Here is a 14,738-nt window from a genome sequence, read left to right as displayed (position 1 = left end):
TCCTGGCGGCCATACCGGCCTGGTCCTCAGGCAGGGCGCTTGGCCATGACGACCAGACCCGGCCCGCTCTGCTCATCTGCAGGGAGCCGAAGTTCGGCCACCGGGCGCAGTCCAGCCTGCTCGATCAGGTCCACGAGCTGTTCCGGCCGCCATTTGTGCGTAGTCCAACGAACGGGTACACCTCCGTAGGCCTCGGTGCGCACCGCGTCTTCGTCGCCGACGTGTGATGCGGTGATGAAGTGTCCGCCTGGCTTCAGGGCACGCGCGAACAGGGCGAGGACCTGAGGAAGGACGTCGCGAGGGAGGTTGAACAGTGACCACCACCCGAGTACGCCGCCAAGGGACGCTTCACCAAGGTCGAGGTCGGTGGCAGAGGCGACGCTGAAGCGGCATTGCGGATGAAGACGGCGCGCGTTCTCGATCATGCGAGGGGAGAGATCGACCCCGGACACGTCGAGTCCGCGTTCGGCAAGGTAGGCGGTCACCGTTCCGGGTCCGCAGCCGACGTCGAGGACAGGCCCAAGTTCGCTCACGGTGTCAGCGAAGGCGTCGACTGACGCCTTGAGCCATGGATGGCTACGGATGTCGCCGACTCCCGTCGTCACCACCATGTGGGCGTAGTTGTCGGCCACCCGGTCATAGGACTCACGGACCACGTCGAGATCGGCTGGGCGGTCAATATGGTGTGCGCGCATCAGCCAACAATAGGACGACGGTCTTGGTTCTGGCGGTACAGCCGTTGGCGCTGAGATTGATCATGGTGCGGCTATTGCCGTGAGGGCATTGACGCGGTTCTCGTACTCCCGGCGGGCTTTGCGCTGGGCCGGGACCGCCGAGGTATTCGGGGTGCCGTTGAGGGGTTGGCAGCGGGCGAGGAGCCGGCGGAGGACCGCGGGTGCGGTGCTGAGGCGCAGGGTATAGCCATGGCTGCGCCGTACGGTCACGCCTCGGTCGAGCGCGGCCTGCCCGGCGGGCTCCAGCTCGGTCGCACGGAGGAAGTCTGCGACCTTGTCCGGAAAGCCGAGGGTGACTGGCAGTTCCGGGGCCGGGGTGTGCCCGACACGGGCGGTGTCCTCGGGTACGAGGTCGGCGACGGCCGTGCCGCTGCCGCCATGGCGACGGCGGCCAGCGGGGCGACCTCCAGTGCCTGTGCCATGACCTCGCCTGCGGTGTCGTCGGTGAACGACAACTGGATCAGCAGCAGAAGGACGGCTGTGCCGACGAACAGCACGAACACCCGACGCTGGACTTCAGTCGGGAGGAAGTCCGCCTCGCTCGCCGCGAATTCGCGGACCGTCTCATCAAGACCATCCACCAGATCGCCGGGGACGTCTGCGTCCAAGGTGGTCGCGTACGCGTCCTGCACCGCGGACACCGCAGCTGCTCGCTGTTGCTCTGTCAGTGCTTGCCAGGCCTGCACGCATCGCAGCACGCGATCCAAGCCGGTCGTGTCGAGGCTGAGCGAAGCCCGGGCGATGGTGTCTGCAATGCCGGCCTGCTGCTGGACGGCGGTCGCGTACGCGACGCGGAAGCCGTGCCCCCACCGCTCCACCGCCTGCTGCACGGCTGCCTGTTGCGTCTCCTGCATCGGCGCGAGTACGACCCGGGCACAGCGTGCCCAGTCTCGCTGGAGCCGCGCGATGGTCTGCTGGGCGACGCGGATGGAAGGAGCTGTGGCCCGGACGGCCGCCTCGCGAACCGCCGGCGGGAGGTCTTGGCGGGGAATGTCGGGAGTCGGCATGCGGATCAACCTGCCGCAGACCGCGTTGGCCGGGAAAAGTACCTGTCGCCGTAGCGGCGGGCGAGTCCGGCGAGTGGGGTCGCGCTGACCGGGCACTCACCGCCGAGGGTGGTGATCCGCGCAGGGGCATGGTCACGGATGGTCTCCGGGGCGCTCGCGAGCTGCTTGAGGACGACCGTGTTGGATTAGGCGCCTCACGCTCTTCCAGTCCGTCGCCACTCATGGTGACGGGGACGGTTGCGATGGGGGCCGCCGCGTGGGTGAGGATGGCTTCGAGGACCTTGGTGCCGGACCCGTGTAGCTGCGGCGGGCGACATCGAGGGGGAACGGGGGCGAGCTCCTTGACGACAGCCGCGCCTGCACCCTGCCACCGGGGCCAGACGAGACGAAGGTGGTCGTCGGCGGGGCGGGGGGACGCCAGCGGGGTCGGTGGCGTGGACCGGCGAGGTCCGACGCCGTCCGCCGTCAGGCTGCGGCGTGCGGCGTGCGGCGTGCGGCGACGAGGCAAGCTCGGCGGTGACGACATCGTGGTCAACCATGTGGTCCAGCACGGCAGGGCGGTCGCCCGCTGGCAGGGAGCGACGCTGCCGGTGCCCTGACCCTGATGGGCCCGCAGGCCCGCATCCCTGCGTACCCTGTCTCCGTGTCAGCCTCCCGCCTGCATCGCGTCGCCGTTCTTGTGCTCGAGGGTGCGAAGCCGCTCGATGTCGGAATCCCCGCGCAGGTGTTCACAACGCGCGCGAGCATGCCGTACGAGGTGCGGTTGTGCGGCGCGGCACCTGGTCTCGTGACCGGTGGCGACGGCCTCTCGTACCACGTCGCCCATGGCCTTGACGCACTTGCGTGGGCCGACATCGTCTTCATCCCCGGCTATCGGTTCCCGGACCGTGACGATCCGCCGCAGGCCGTCGTCGACGCGCTGATCGCTGCCCACGACCGGGGTGCGCGGCTCGCCGCCATCTCGACGGGCGCCTTCGCGCTCGCCGCGACGGGCCTGCTCGACGGCAGGCGTGCCACGACGCACTGGCACTACACACGGGCGCTGGTGGCGAGGCATCCGCTCGTTGAGGTCGACGAGAACGTTCTGTTCGTAGACGAGGGCAGCGTGCTGACATCGGCCGGCGCCGCCTCGGGCATCGACCTGTGCCTGCACATTCTGCGCCGCGACCTCGGGGTGGCCGCATCGAACCACGCGGCCCGGCGATTGGTCGCAGCCCCCTACCGCAGTGGCGGTCAGGCGCAGTATGTGCCGCGCAGTGTGCCGGAGCCGCTCGGCGAGCGGTTCGCCGACACCCGCGAGTGGGCGCTGCACCGGCTCGATGAGCCCCTCACCCTCGAAGTACTGGCGCGGCAGGCAGCGGTCTCGCCGCGCACGTTCTCGCGGCGCTTCGTAGCGGAGACCGGGTACACGCCGATGCAGTGGGTCATGCGAGCCCGCATCGACATGGCCCGCGAGCTGCTCGAGCGTTCGCAGCGCAGCGTCGAGCAGATCGCCGCCGACGTCGGTCTCGGCACCGGTGCGAATCTGCGGCTGCACTTCCAGCGCATCCTCGGCACCACGCCGAGCGAGTACCGGCGCACCTTCACCCAGGGCGAGTAGCCCCGCCACCGGCGCACCTGGCGCGATCCTTTTGAACCGTGGCGATCCCGCCACTGTCACCGGTGGGTGCCGCGAGCGAACCTTGGTGGCGAACCGAAGGGACAGCACTTATGACTCGCATCGCCATCAACGGATTCGGCCGCATCGGACGCAACGTGCTGCGCGCACTGCTCGAACGCGACAGCACCCTCGAGGTCGTGGCCGTCAACGACCTCACGGAGCCCGCCGCCCTCGCGCGACTGCTCGCCTACGACACGACGGCCGGTCGGCTCGGGCGCCCGGTGACCGTCGATGGGGACGCCCTCGTCGTCGATGGCCGTCGCATCAAGGTGCTCGCCGAGCGTGAACCGGCGAAGCTGCCGTGGGCCGAACTCGGTGTCGACATCGTCCTCGAAGCGACCGGCCGCTTCACGTCGGCCGAGGCTGCCCGCGCCCACCTCGATGCGGGCGCGAAGAAGGTGCTGGTCAGCGCGCCGTCGGACGGCGCTGATGTCACGCTGGCGTTCGGGGTCAACAGCGACACGTACGACCCGACCGTGCACACGATCGTCTCGAACGCCTCGTGCACCACCAACGCGCTCGCACCGCTGGCCGCGGTGCTCGACGAGCTCGCCGGCATTGAGCACGGCTTCATGACGACGGTGCACGCCTACACGCAGGAGCAGAACCTGCTGGATGGTCCGCATCGCGACGCCCGTCGCGCCCGAGCTGCCGCCGTCAACATCGTGCCGACCACGACGGGCGCCGCCAAGGCGATCGGCCTCGTGCTGCCGAACCTGGCCGGCAAGCTGTCGGGCGACTCGATCCGGGTGCCGGTTCCGGTGGGCTCGATTGTCGAGCTCAACACGACCGTCGCTCGTGACGTGACGCGCGACGACGTGCTGACGGCGTACCGCGCCGCGGCGGACGGGCCGCTCGCCGGCATCCTCGAGTACTCGGACTTCCCGCTCGTGTCCTCCGACATCACGGGCAATCCGGCCTCGTCGATCTTCGACTCGGCCCTCACCCGGGTCGACGGCAGGCACGTGAAGGTGGTGGCCTGGTACGACAACGAGTGGGGCTTCTCGAACCGCGTGATCGACACGCTCGAGCTCATCGCCACCCGCTGACCGGAGCGTGTCCGGCCGCTGCGGGACAGGAGCGCGTCGGTACCCGACCGGTCAAGACGCGCTCCGCACGCGGACCAGCACAGTCTCGTGCCCACGAACAGTGATGGAGAAGTTCGAGTGCTGGTCCATCACGACCAGGCGATCGAGGCAGGCATGGCGAACTCGGCCCAGATCGCAGGCGTCGTTGTGCGCGGCGCGATCGCGGGGCCGATACCGCGCGATGCTCTGGCGACCAGCGCTTCGCTCAAGTGGCGTCCCCGTCCACGATCGCCACGACCTCGTACGAACGCGGCTCGGCCGTGGCGATGCGCCGGACCGCCTCCATGTGCTGCCGGTACTCCGGGTCCTGGGCCCCCAGCTCGTGGGCGCGCCGCCATGCATCGCCGTCCGCCCAGTGGACGTAGTTCACGACGCTGGTCCCGTCGAGGCTGCGGTGGATGCTGCCGCGCACGAACCCCGGCATCCGGCTCGCGATCCTCGACATGCCGTCGACCTCGATCCGGACGAGTTCGTCCTGGTCATCGGGCTTGACGGTAAACCGGTTGATGATAGTGGTCGTCGGCTCATTGCCGACGCGGATCTCGATCGAGCTCATGTGTTGTCGCTCCTCGTTTCTGTGGATCAGTCCAGGGCCGGCCTCAGCGCCAGAGTCGGTCCCACTCCGGACGTGCCGACGATGGAGGCGTCGCCGCCCTCGACGAACTGCTGCTGGAACGCGAGCAGCGTCGCGATGTTCCGGTGGACCTGCGGCGCATCGGCGGCAGGGGAGTGGGACACATGCGATGTGCGACTCGGGCGGAGAACTCGTCGCGTGCACACAGGGAGGGGCCTGGAGCCCAGGCATCCCTTCCTGCCGGCGATCTGAACGAGCCACCCGCGCGGAACGGTTCAGCTCTCGGGCCGGATCTGCATCACGACGGCCTTGGGCTCGGTGAAGAACTCGCGGCTGAAGTTCCCGCCCTCGCGCCCGATGCCGGAGTCGCCGGCCCCGCCGAAGGGTGCGCGCAGGTCGCGGATGAAGAAGCAGTTCACCCAGACGGTTCCGGCGCGCAGCGCGGCGGAGACCCGGTGGGCGCGGTGCAGGTTCTCGGTGAAGAGCATCGCGTTCAGCCCGTAGCGGCTGTCGTTGGCCAGCCCGACGACCTCCTCCTCGGTGTCGAACGGGATGAGCACCACGAGCGGCCCGAAGATCTCCTCCCGGGCGTGCCGGGAGTGCTGGCCGAGACCGGTGACGACGGTCGGCCTGACGATCCAGCCCTCGCCCGGTCCGCCGGTGACGACGGTGCCGCCCTCGGCTTCCACACTGTCGACGTATCCGCGCACCTTCTGGTGGTGCTCCTGCGAGGCCAGCGGGCCGATATCGGTCGACGCCTGCTTCGGGTCACCGATCACCAGCGCGTCGGCCGCCGCCGTGAACCGTCGCAGGAACTCGTCGTAAACGTGACGCTGTACGTAGATCCGGGAGCCGGCGAGGCAGACCTGGCCGGCGTTGGTGAAGACGGCCTTGATGGACCACTCGACGGCGGTGTCGAGGTCTGCATCGGCGAACACCACGTTGGCGCCTTTGCCGCCCAGCTCCAGACTCACCGGGGTGAGGTTGCGTGCCCCGGCGGCCGCGATGATCCGGCCGGTGCCGGACTCGCCGGTGAAGGTGATGCGGTCCACGGACGGGTTCTCGCTCAGCGCCTGGCCCGCGGAGTTGGGACCGTACCCGTGGACGACGTTGAACACGCCCGGAGGCATCCCGGCCTCCAGGGCCAGCCTCGCGAGGATCGTCGCGGAGGCAGGGGTGTCCTCGGCGGGCTTGAGCACCACGGTGTTGCCCCACGCCAGGGCGGGCGCGATCTTCCAGGTCTCCAGCATCAGGGGGAAGTTCCACGGCGCGATGGCCGCCACGACCCCGGCTGCTTCGAAGCGGGTGTAGGCGTGGTGACCGGTGTCCATCGGCAGGGTGTCCGCCGTGGACAGGCGTGCGTGGTCGGCGAAGAAACGGAAGTTCGACGCCGCGCGCGGCACGTCGTTGCCCCGCGACTGGGTGATCGGCTTGCCCATGTCCCGGGTGTCGGCCATGCCCAGCTCGTCGGCGTTCTGCTCGATCAGATCCGCCAACCGGTGCAGGACCCTCCCGCGTTCGCCGTGTCCCATCCGGGGCCACGGCCCCGAGTCGAACGCCTTGCGGGCCGCCTCCACCGCGCGGTCGGCGTCGGCCTTGTCGCCCAGCGCCACCTCCGCCCACGGCTCGCGGATGTAGGGGTCGATCGATGTGAACGTCGAGCCGGACTCCGACTCGGTCTCCTTGCCGTCGATGACGTGGCCGAAGAATTCCACGGTTCAGCTCCTGGTGTTCGCGGTCTCGACCGCGGTCTTGATCCCGGTCTCGGTCATGGCCGCGGCGGCGCGCTCGGCGAGTGTCTGGCCGCCTGCGGACCAGTGCGTGGTCGGCACCTCGCGCACCACCACGCGAATGGAGGCTTCCGGCACGTCGAGCGCCTTGTGGACGGCCTGGTGCACCTCTGCCATCAGGGCCCGGAGCCGTTCCGGAGCACGGCCCTCGGTCAGCGTGATCTCCACCAGCGGCATGTCACTCACATCCGATCAGCACGGAACCGAGGTTGGTGAAATGGGCGGCGATCGAGCTGCCGGGACGGGTGAACACCGCGTCCGTCATGCCGCCGGTGAGCACCAGCCACCCCGCCTCCAGGGCCAGCCCGCGCTCGGCCAGCGCGTTCGCCGCGAGTGCCAGCGCCTCGGCGGGGTGTCCCTGTACGGCCGCGCCGGTGGCGGAGTCGACCACCTCGCCGTCGACCTCCAGCAGGCATGCCTCCAGCGCCAGGTCCAGCTCCTCCGGCTTGCGCGCCACCGAACCGATGACGAACCGGGACGAGGAGGCGTTGTCGGCCACCACGTCGGGCAGCCTGAACCGGAAGTCGGTGTACCGGCTGTCGATCACTTCGAGACCGGCGTACACGTGCGACACGGCCTCCATCGCGCGGGCCGCGGTCACGGCCGGACCGCTCAGCCGCTCACCGAGGACGAACACGATCTCCGGCTCGACGCGCGGATGGATCAGCTCGCCGGTGACCAGCGGCGTGCCGGCCGGGAGTACCATCCCGTCGGTCAGCCACCCCGTCAGCGGCGAGTCGATGCCCATCCGCTGCTGCTTCGCCCGTGACGTCAGGCCCAGCTTCACGCCGACGATGGTCTCGCCCGCGTCGAGCTTGCGGCGCAGGATCTCGTCCTGCACCTGGTAGCCCGTCGCCAGGTCCAGTTCGGGCCACTCGTCGGTGAGGGGCCCACGGTCGGTTCGCCCGGCCTCGGCGTCCGCGAGCACCGTCGCGGCCCGCTCCACGTTCCACTCGGTCACGGTCATGCCGCCGTCTCCCGCTCCGCCGCCGCGAGGTGAATCGCGATGTCGATGATCATGTCTTCCTGGCCGCCGACATAGCCGGCCTCGCCCACGCGCTGGAGGATCTCGTGCGCGGGTACGCCGTACCGCTCCGCCGCGCGTTCGGCGTGCAGCAGGAACGAGGAGTACACACCGGCGTAGCCCTGCACGATCGCGTTGCGACCCGCCCAGGGGAGCCGGGAGATGAACGGCAGCGCCACCTCCGCCGCGGCTTCGAGCAGCCCCGGCACATCCAGTCCGGTGCGGACGCCCATCTTCGCGAACGCCGCCGCGAGCACCTCGGTCGGCGAGTTGCCCGCACCGGCGCCGAGCGCGCACAGCGTGCCGTCGATCTGCCGCGCGCCCGCCTGGTAGGCCACGAGCGAGTTCGCCACGCCCAGGCACAGGTTCTGGTGACCGTGCAGGCCGACCTGGGCCTCGCCGCCTATCTCCGCGACCAGCGCCTCGACCCGGGAGCGGGCGTCATCGGGCAGCAGCGCCCCCGCCGAGTCGACCACGTACACGCACTGGCATCCGGCGTCGACCATGATCCGTGCCTGCGCCGCCAGTTCCTTCGGGGTGATCATGTGCGACAGCATCAGGAAGCCGACGGTCTCCATGCCGAGTTCGCGTGCGGCGCCGAACTGCTGGAGGGACACGTCCGCCTCGGTGCAGTGGGTCGCGATGCGCGCCACCTGTGCGCCTGCCTCGTGGGCCTGCTTCAGGTTCTCGATGGTTCCCAGGCCCGGCAGCAACAGCACGGCGATACGGGCCCGTTCGGCCTCGTCGACGGCCGCCGCCACCAGTTTGATCTCGTCCTCGGCGGAGAACCCGTAGTTGAAGCTCGATCCGCCAAGGCCGTCGCCGTGGCTCACCTCGATCACCTGCACGCCGGACGCGTCCAGCGCCCGCACCACATCGCGCACCTGCTTCTCGGCGAAGCGGTGCGACATGGCGTGGCTGCCGTCGCGCAGCGTGGTGTCGGTGATCCGGACGTCGATCTGCTCGCTCATCGGGCCACCGCCTCGGTCTGTGCCTTCGTCTTCGCCAGCAGCTCGCCCACCCGGGCGGCGGCCGCGGTCATGATGTCCAAGTTGCCCGCCCACGGCGGCAGATGGTCTCCGGCTCCGCGCACCTCCAGGAACACACCCACCCGGGCCCTGCCGTTCCAGCCCTCGCGGGGATCGTCGAACTGCGGGTCGGAGCGGAGCATGTAGCCGGGGACGTACTTCTGGACCTCGTCCACCATGCGGTGGACCGACTCGGTGATGGCGTCCCGGTCCGCGTCCGGATCGATGGCGCAGAAGACGGTGTCCCGCATGATCACCGGGGGAGCGGCCGGGTTGAGGATGATGATGGCTTTGCCGCGTGCCGCACCGCCGATCTCGGCGATCGCCCTGGACGTGGTCTCGGCGAACTCGTCGAGGTTCGCCCGCGTGCCAGGGCCCGCCGAGCGCGAGGCGATCGACGCCACGATCTCCGCGTACGGCACCTCCGTCACGCGTGACACGGCGTGCACGATCGGGATCGTCGCCTGTCCGCCGCAGGTGATCATGTTGACGTTCGGGGCGTCGAGGTGGGCGGGCAGGTTGACCGGCGGGCACACGAACGGTCCCACCGCCGCCGGCGTCAGGTCCACTGCGCGGATCCCCGCCTCGGCATACCGCGGGGCGTTCGCGGCGTGCGCCTTCGCGCTCGTGGCCTCGAACACCACATCCGGCTTCTCGGGCTGCCGCAGCAGCCAGTCCACGCCCTCGGCGGAGGTCTCCACGCCCAGTTTCGCGGCCCTGGCCAATCCGTCACTGGTGGGGTCGACCCCCACCATGTAGCGCACCTCGACGTGCTCGCTGCGCCGCAGTTTCGCGAGCAGGTCGGTGCCGATGTTGCCTGGCCCCACGATGGCCGCCGTCGTCTTCATCGCCAATTCCCTGCCACTGGATTCCCTGCCATCTCATTGCCTGCCGTTGGATTCGCTGTCTTCATGCGACCGCCCTCGCGCCTTCCTTGGAGAACCGGGCCGTCACCGAGCCGAGGCCGGCGAACGTCGCCGTCACCACGTCACCCGCGGCCACGGGGACAGCCGCGGTGATCGAACCGGGCAGCACCACCTGGCCCGCCCGCAGCGTCACCCCCCGGGCGCCGAGTGTGTTGGCCAGCCACACGAGGGCGTTCAACGGGGAGCCCAGCACCACGCCCAGGGCGCCCGTGCCCACGATCTCGCCGTTGCGGTACAGCACACCTCCCGCGCGACGGAGGTCCACCTGGGACAGCGGCAGCGCCGTGCTGCCCAGCACCACGCCGCCCGAGGACGCGTTGTCCGCGATCGTGTCGACGAGCTTGATCTTCCAGTCCCGGATACGGGAGTCGATGATCTCCAGCGCCGGCATCACGAACTCGACCGCCGCCGCGGCCTCGGCCACGGTGACCCCGGGGCCGCTCAGCGGCTTTCCCAGTACGAACGCGATCTCGGGCTCCACGCGCGGCGCCAGGAACGCCGACGGGTCGATCGGCTGAGACTCGAGGTGGAACATCGTGTCCATCAGGTGGCCGAAGTCGGGCTGGTCAACGCCGAGTTGGCGCTGCATGGCCGGCGAGGTCAGTCCCACCTTGTGGCCCTTGACCACCGCACCGTCGCGCACCCACTGCTCGGCCTGTGCCGTCTGGATCGCGTACGCGTCGTCCACGTCCAGGCCCGGAAAACTTTCGGTCAGGGGGTCGATCGGCTCTCCGGTGCGGTGGGCGCCGAGCAGGTTCCGCGCCGCTTCCGACCGTGTTTCCGTATCCATCCATCACCTCGTTGCTCGCTGCCGTCTCACCGGAATCCGCGTCGAACGCGGTCCTGAGGGCGTCTTCGGTGGAGTACGCGACCAGAGGCGTTTTGTGTACGGCTTTCTGATGCCCGACCTCTGCCTCTCGAAGTGTGTACACTTTCGCCCCGCCCGGTCAAGGCGTTGACATCCCCGGAAAGTGTATGCACTCTGACTTCCAGATAGCCGAGTGAAGCCGGGGCGGCCGGCTGGTTCGGCTCTCTGAAGCACGCACTTCCCGTTGCCGAGTGGTCACGGCGGCGTTGACGCCGTACTGCGAGACGGGGATGCCGAACGCGGCCCGCCACCGGGCCGGTCAAGACCCCGTCAGGCCGGCCGCCGATGCCAGCACGGGGATGTCCCACCGCGACGTGCCGCACATCGACGTGCCGCACATGGAGGAGCCGAGATGACGAGTGTCCCGGAGCTGCGGAAGAACGACACGGTCTTCGCCTCACTGTTCACACCCCTGCGGCTGGGCCACCGGACCGCACGGAATCGCATCGTCCACGGGCCGATGTCGGTCTGCTACGGCGATGCCGACGGCTTCGTCACGCGTCCGCAGGTGGAGCACTACGCCCGCCGTGCGCAAGGCGGTGTCGGCGTGGTGATCACCGAGAACTTCGCCGTCAACGTCTCCGGGCGGCAGATGCCGCTACAGACCCTGGTGGACGACGAGCGGCGACTGCCCGGTCTGCGTCAGCTGGCCGATGAGATCCACCGGCACGGCGCGCTCGCGATGGTCCAGCTCGTGCACGCCGGCCGTTACGCAGGCCCCTGGGACGTCTATGTAAGCCGCCGACGGCTGGCTCCCTCGGCGGTGCCGTTCGAGCTCACGCCCGGCCGCACGGTCACTCCGCAGGAGATCACCCCCGAGGAGATCGAGGAGACGATCGCGGCGTTCGGCCGGGCCGCAGAGCTGTGCGAGCGCGCGGGCTTCGACGGCGTCGGTGTGCACGCCGCGCAGGGATTCCTCATCTCCGAATTCCTCTCGCCCCGGATGAACCGGCGCACCGACGGCTGGGGCGGCGACTTCGACGGGCGCGTGCGCTTCGCACGGGAAACCATGCGCGAGGTGGTGCGCCGCACCGGCCCGGACTTCGTCGTCGGCGTCCATCTGATGAGCGACGAACGCGTCGAGGGCGGCTGGACGCTCGACGACGCCGTCCGGCTCGCCCCGTTGCTGGAGACCGAGGGCGTGGACTTCCTGTTCGGCGTCCCCACCACCTTCGAGACGATGCGACTGCCCGCCAACGCCGGGCTCATGGACCGGCAGGGCTACGCGGTCGCCGACAACACGGCGCTGGCGCAGGCCACCCGAATCCCGGTCGTGGTGGGCGGCGGGCTCAGCGACCCGCACGCCGCCGAAAGCGTGCTCCAGCAGGGGCAGGCCGCCGCGATCGCACTGGCACGACCGCTGTTCACCGACCCGGACTGGCCGCACAAGGTGGCCGGCGGCGCGCTCGACGCCGTACGGAGTTGTCCGTGCACGGCCTCACGCTGCCTGCGGACCCAGCTCACCGGAGCGGTGTGCGACAGCTGGCCCGCCGAGACGATCGAACGCGGCTACTTCGGCTACAGCTCCGACAGTTACGACGAGAGGCCCCACTCGTGATCACGCTCACTGACATCGCATACGTACGTTCCGGCGCCGCCGACCTCGAGAAGGCGACGCACTTCGCGACCGAGATCGTGGGTCTGCAGCGGGTCGACACCGGGGAGCTCGGGGTCGCGCACCTGCGGGCCGACGGCCGGCACCACAGCCTGGCCCTGGTCGAGGGACCCTCGGGGGTGATCGCCTCCGCCTTCACCGTGGCCGACGAGGACGCGCTCGCCCTGGCCGAGACCGAGTTGGAGCAGCGCGGGTTCCGGGTCGCGCGCGGCGACGCCGACGCGGCCCGCTCGCGGCACGTCACCCGGTTCATCGCGTTCGACGACCCCTTCGGCAACCGCGTCGAGCTGGTGACGGGCCAGGAGACGATGGCCGAGCCGGTGCGGCTGACCCGCCCGTCCTCGGGGATCAGCGAATTCGGCCACATGTGCTTCGACGCGCCCGACGTCCGGGAGGCCCACCGGTTCTGGTCCACCACGTTCAACGCCCGCGTGTCGGACTGGATCGACGACAACGCCTGCCTCATGCGCATCGACCAGGTCCATCACAAGCTGGCGGTGTTCCGCGGCGACGGCCCCGGGCTGTGCCATGTGAACTTCCAGACGGCCACGCTCGACGACATCTTCCGCAACTGGCACTTCCTGCGCGACAACGGGGTCGACATCGTGATGGGGCCGGGCAAACACCCCACGTCCGGCTCGGTGTTCCTCTACTTCCGCGGCCCCGAGGGCATCACGTACGAGTACGCCACCGGAGGCCGGCCGATCGACGAGGACACGTGGCGGGTGCGGACCTTCGACTCCGCCCGGCCCGAGTCACTCGACATGTGGCGGGGGCCGGTGAACCGCCCGTCGACCCAGCCGCAGCTGCCCTCGCCCATGGTCGGCGACGCCTCGTGACATCCCCTATCTGCATACACTTCCAGGCCAAGGAGCCGCCATGTCGGACCGCATCAACTACCGCCCGATGACCGGGCGGCACGAGGGCCGGACCGCGGTCATCACGGGTGCTGCCGCCGGGATAGGCCGTGCCTATGCCGTCCGGCTGGCCGCCGAGGGCGCCGCCGTCGCGGTGCTCGACCGGGCCGACGCCACCCCGGTCGTCAAGGAGATCCATGACGCGGGTGGCCGGGCGATCGCCGTGCACGTCGACCTCGCCGATGCCGCTAGTGTGGCGGCCGCCCAGGAGGAGGTCGCGGAGCGGCTCGGAGCGGCCGACATCCTGGTCAACAACGCCGGTATCTATCCCAACCAGCCGTTCGAGTCGATCACGTTCGAACAGTGGCGTGCGGTGTTCACCCTCAACGTCGACGCCCTGTTCCACACGGCGAAGGCGTTCGTGCCGGGCATGCGTGAGCGGGGCTGGGGCCGGATCGTCAACATGACCTCGAACTCCGTCGGCATGGTCATCCCGGGCTTCTCGCACTATGTGGCGAGCAAGATGGCCGCGATCGGTCTCACCCGGGGACTGGCCACCGACCTGGCGGACGCCGGCATCACCGTCAACGCCATCGCGCCCAGTCTGGTGCGGACGGCAACGACGGAGGCCGGGCCCGCGGAGCCGTTCGAGATGGTCCCACAGCTGCAGGCCATCCGGCGGGTGCAGGTCCCCGAGGACCTCACGGGCATGCTGTCGTTCCTCGTCTCCGACGACGCCGCGTTCATCACCGGCCAGACGCTCTTCGTCGACGGCGGGCTCATCCGGTCATGAGCACGGTGGGAGAGAGGGCTTCGGCAGCCGGTGCCGCTCCGGTGGTCGGCGAGCTGGTCGAGTCCGCGCACGTACTGGCCGGCCTCGGGCTGGTCACGGCGTTCGGACACGTGTCGGTGCGCGAGGGCGGGAGCATGCTCATCACGCCGCCGAAGGAGCTGGACCTGGTCGTCCCGGGCGAGTTGATCGAGGTCCCCCTGACAGCCGACGCCCTGCCCGCCGGGACGCCGCCCGAAGCATGGGGGCACCTGGCGGTGTATCGCGCGCGACCCGACGTCACGGCGGTCGCGCGGGCCCAGCCCGAAGCCGTCCTCGCCGCCGGTGCCGTCACCGACCGGATCACCCCGCTGCACGGCCAGGCCGCGTGGCTGGGTGCCTCGATCCCGGTGCACGACGATGCCCAGCTGCTGCGCTCCGCCGAACGTGCCGAGCACGCGGCCCGCACGCTCGGCGCGTCCGACGCGCTCGTGCTGCGCGGCAACGGGGGCATCACCACCGGGACCGCCCCCGGGCAGGCCGTGGCGCGCATGTGGCTGCTCGACGCCGCGTGCCGGGTGCACCTCGCGGCGCACGGCGCCGGTCCGGTGACGACGCTGAGCCCCGAGGAGATCACGGCGTGGCGCACGGCCGCCCCACCGCTGCTGGAACGGTTGTGGGCACATCTGCGACGGACCGCTGGGGCTGGGCGGGCGTGATCCCGCCCCTCCGCGCGTCGTAGGGACAGGTCCCGGCCGTGGCCCGGGTCGGGGCCTGTTGTCGCAAAGTGGATCACCG

16 protein-coding genes are annotated in these 14,738 nt (G+C 70.1%); 6 read left to right on the top strand and 10 right to left on the bottom strand.

Annotated features, from left to right (window positions below; all coding sequences use genetic code 11):
* Positions 1–26: 26 nt before the first annotated feature.
* Together ACFZDJ_RS47815 and ACFZDJ_RS47810 are read right to left on the bottom strand one after the other, a co-directional pair.
* The gene (locus tag ACFZDJ_RS47815) at positions 27–695 is read right to left on the bottom strand and encodes a methyltransferase domain-containing protein (protein ID WP_391068904.1); all 669 of its coding nucleotides are present in this window, start codon (positions 693–695) and stop codon (positions 27–29) included.
* A 245-nt stretch (positions 696–940) separates the two neighbouring features.
* Positions 941–1,741 (bottom strand): hypothetical protein, encoded by an 801-nt coding sequence (locus ACFZDJ_RS47810; RefSeq protein WP_391068901.1) that lies wholly within the window; start codon positions 1,739–1,741, stop codon positions 941–943.
* Positions 1,742–2,384: 643 nt separating this feature from the next.
* On the opposite strand from ACFZDJ_RS47810, the gene ACFZDJ_RS47805 reads away from it, so the two are divergent.
* Together ACFZDJ_RS47805 and gap are read left to right on the top strand one after the other, a co-directional pair.
* Positions 2,385–3,341: a GlxA family transcriptional regulator gene (locus ACFZDJ_RS47805; protein WP_384924218.1), complete on the top strand. Its 957-nt coding sequence runs from the start codon at positions 2,385–2,387 to the stop codon at positions 3,339–3,341.
* Between the two features lie 110 nt (positions 3,342–3,451).
* The gene (gene gap, locus ACFZDJ_RS47800; RefSeq protein ID WP_391068898.1) at positions 3,452–4,450 is read left to right on the top strand and encodes a type I glyceraldehyde-3-phosphate dehydrogenase; all 999 of its coding nucleotides are present in this window, start codon (positions 3,452–3,454) and stop codon (positions 4,448–4,450) included.
* Positions 4,451–4,694: 244 nt separating this feature from the next.
* Here the strand turns inward: gap and ACFZDJ_RS47795 are convergent, their stop codons facing one another.
* From ACFZDJ_RS47795 to ACFZDJ_RS47760, 8 genes are all read right to left on the bottom strand, one after another.
* Positions 4,695–5,045, bottom strand: coding sequence for an antibiotic biosynthesis monooxygenase (locus ACFZDJ_RS47795; protein ID WP_391068895.1), 351 nt, complete (start codon positions 5,043–5,045; stop codon positions 4,695–4,697).
* Positions 5,046–5,071: 26 nt separating this feature from the next.
* Positions 5,072–5,227, bottom strand: a complete 156-nt coding sequence (locus tag ACFZDJ_RS47790; RefSeq protein ID WP_391068892.1) for a hypothetical protein — start codon at positions 5,225–5,227, stop codon at positions 5,072–5,074.
* 111 nt (positions 5,228–5,338) lie between these two features.
* Positions 5,339–6,778 carry an aldehyde dehydrogenase family protein gene (locus ACFZDJ_RS47785; protein ID WP_391068889.1) on the bottom strand — a complete coding sequence of 480 codons (1,440 nt, stop codon included), beginning with the start codon at positions 6,776–6,778 and terminating at the stop codon, positions 5,339–5,341.
* Positions 6,779–6,781: 3 nt separating this feature from the next.
* Positions 6,782–7,030 carry a tautomerase family protein gene (locus ACFZDJ_RS47780; RefSeq protein WP_391068887.1) on the bottom strand — a complete coding sequence of 83 codons (249 nt, stop codon included), beginning with the start codon at positions 7,028–7,030 and terminating at the stop codon, positions 6,782–6,784.
* Between the two features lies 1 nt (position 7,031).
* Positions 7,032–7,814 (bottom strand): fumarylacetoacetate hydrolase family protein, encoded by a 783-nt coding sequence (locus ACFZDJ_RS47775; RefSeq protein WP_391069085.1) that lies wholly within the window; start codon positions 7,812–7,814, stop codon positions 7,032–7,034.
* A 2-nt stretch (positions 7,815–7,816) separates the two neighbouring features.
* Entirely contained in the window at positions 7,817–8,848 is a 1,032-nt protein-coding gene (gene dmpG / locus ACFZDJ_RS47770; RefSeq protein ID WP_391068884.1) for a 4-hydroxy-2-oxovalerate aldolase, read from the bottom strand.
* Positions 8,845–9,753, bottom strand: a complete 909-nt coding sequence (locus ACFZDJ_RS47765; RefSeq protein WP_391068881.1) for an acetaldehyde dehydrogenase (acetylating) — start codon at positions 9,751–9,753, stop codon at positions 8,845–8,847. Before ACFZDJ_RS47765 ends, dmpG begins: the two co-directional genes overlap by 4 nt.
* A gap of 61 nt (positions 9,754–9,814) precedes the next feature.
* A complete protein-coding gene (locus ACFZDJ_RS47760; RefSeq protein WP_391068879.1) occupies positions 9,815–10,621 on the bottom strand; it encodes a fumarylacetoacetate hydrolase family protein in 807 nt (268 codons plus the stop codon).
* Between the two features lie 430 nt (positions 10,622–11,051).
* On the opposite strand from ACFZDJ_RS47760, the gene ACFZDJ_RS47755 reads away from it, so the two are divergent.
* Genes ACFZDJ_RS47755 through ACFZDJ_RS47740 form a run of 4 tightly spaced genes read left to right on the top strand, consistent with a single transcriptional unit; the run spans position 11,052 to position 14,659 of the window.
* A complete protein-coding gene (locus ACFZDJ_RS47755; protein WP_391068876.1) occupies positions 11,052–12,257 on the top strand; it encodes an NADH:flavin oxidoreductase in 1,206 nt (401 codons plus the stop codon).
* Positions 12,254–13,153: a VOC family protein gene (locus tag ACFZDJ_RS47750; RefSeq protein WP_391068874.1), complete on the top strand. Its 900-nt coding sequence runs from the start codon at positions 12,254–12,256 to the stop codon at positions 13,151–13,153. The genes ACFZDJ_RS47755 and ACFZDJ_RS47750 overlap by 4 nt, the downstream gene beginning before the upstream one ends.
* Positions 13,154–13,193: 40 nt before the next feature.
* Positions 13,194–13,964, top strand: coding sequence for an SDR family oxidoreductase (locus ACFZDJ_RS47745; RefSeq protein WP_391068871.1), 771 nt, complete (start codon positions 13,194–13,196; stop codon positions 13,962–13,964).
* Complete coding sequence (locus ACFZDJ_RS47740; RefSeq protein WP_391068868.1) at positions 13,961–14,659, top strand: class II aldolase/adducin family protein; 699 nt, start codon at positions 13,961–13,963, stop codon at positions 14,657–14,659. The genes ACFZDJ_RS47745 and ACFZDJ_RS47740 overlap by 4 nt, the downstream gene beginning before the upstream one ends.
* The last annotated feature ends 79 nt before the right edge of the window (positions 14,660–14,738 follow it).

Origin of the sequence: Streptomyces sp. NPDC007896 (assembly GCF_042959425.1) — a bacterium.
In the GTDB taxonomy this organism is placed as follows: domain Bacteria; phylum Actinomycetota; class Actinomycetes; order Streptomycetales; family Streptomycetaceae; genus Streptomyces.
Note: the sequence above shows the minus strand (reverse complement) of the source record. Positions and strands in the feature narration are given on the sequence as shown.

Bases quoted from the DNA above. Each gene is read 5' to 3' on its own strand.
- ACFZDJ_RS47755 (WP_391068876.1), top strand. From the start codon at position 11,052: ATGACGAGTGTCCCGGAGCTGCGGAAGAACGACACGGTCTTCGCCTCA.
- ACFZDJ_RS47810 (WP_391068901.1), bottom strand. From the start codon at position 1,741: ATGCCGACTCCCGACATTCCCCGCCAAGACCTCCCGCCGGCGGTTCGC.
- ACFZDJ_RS47740 (WP_391068868.1), top strand. From the start codon at position 13,961: ATGAGCACGGTGGGAGAGAGGGCTTCGGCAGCCGGTGCCGCTCCGGTG.
- ACFZDJ_RS47760 (WP_391068879.1), bottom strand. From the start codon at position 10,621: ATGGATACGGAAACACGGTCGGAAGCGGCGCGGAACCTGCTCGGCGCC.
- gap (WP_391068898.1), top strand. From the start codon at position 3,452: ATGACTCGCATCGCCATCAACGGATTCGGCCGCATCGGACGCAACGTG.
- ACFZDJ_RS47765 (WP_391068881.1), bottom strand. From the start codon at position 9,753: ATGAAGACGACGGCGGCCATCGTGGGGCCAGGCAACATCGGCACCGAC.
- ACFZDJ_RS47780 (WP_391068887.1), bottom strand. From the start codon at position 7,030: ATGCCGCTGGTGGAGATCACGCTGACCGAGGGCCGTGCTCCGGAACGG.
- dmpG (WP_391068884.1), bottom strand. From the start codon at position 8,848: ATGAGCGAGCAGATCGACGTCCGGATCACCGACACCACGCTGCGCGAC.
- ACFZDJ_RS47745 (WP_391068871.1), top strand. From the start codon at position 13,194: ATGTCGGACCGCATCAACTACCGCCCGATGACCGGGCGGCACGAGGGC.
- ACFZDJ_RS47815 (WP_391068904.1), bottom strand. From the start codon at position 695: ATGCGCGCACACCATATTGACCGCCCAGCCGATCTCGACGTGGTCCGT.
- ACFZDJ_RS47795 (WP_391068895.1), bottom strand. From the start codon at position 5,045: ATGAGCTCGATCGAGATCCGCGTCGGCAATGAGCCGACGACCACTATC.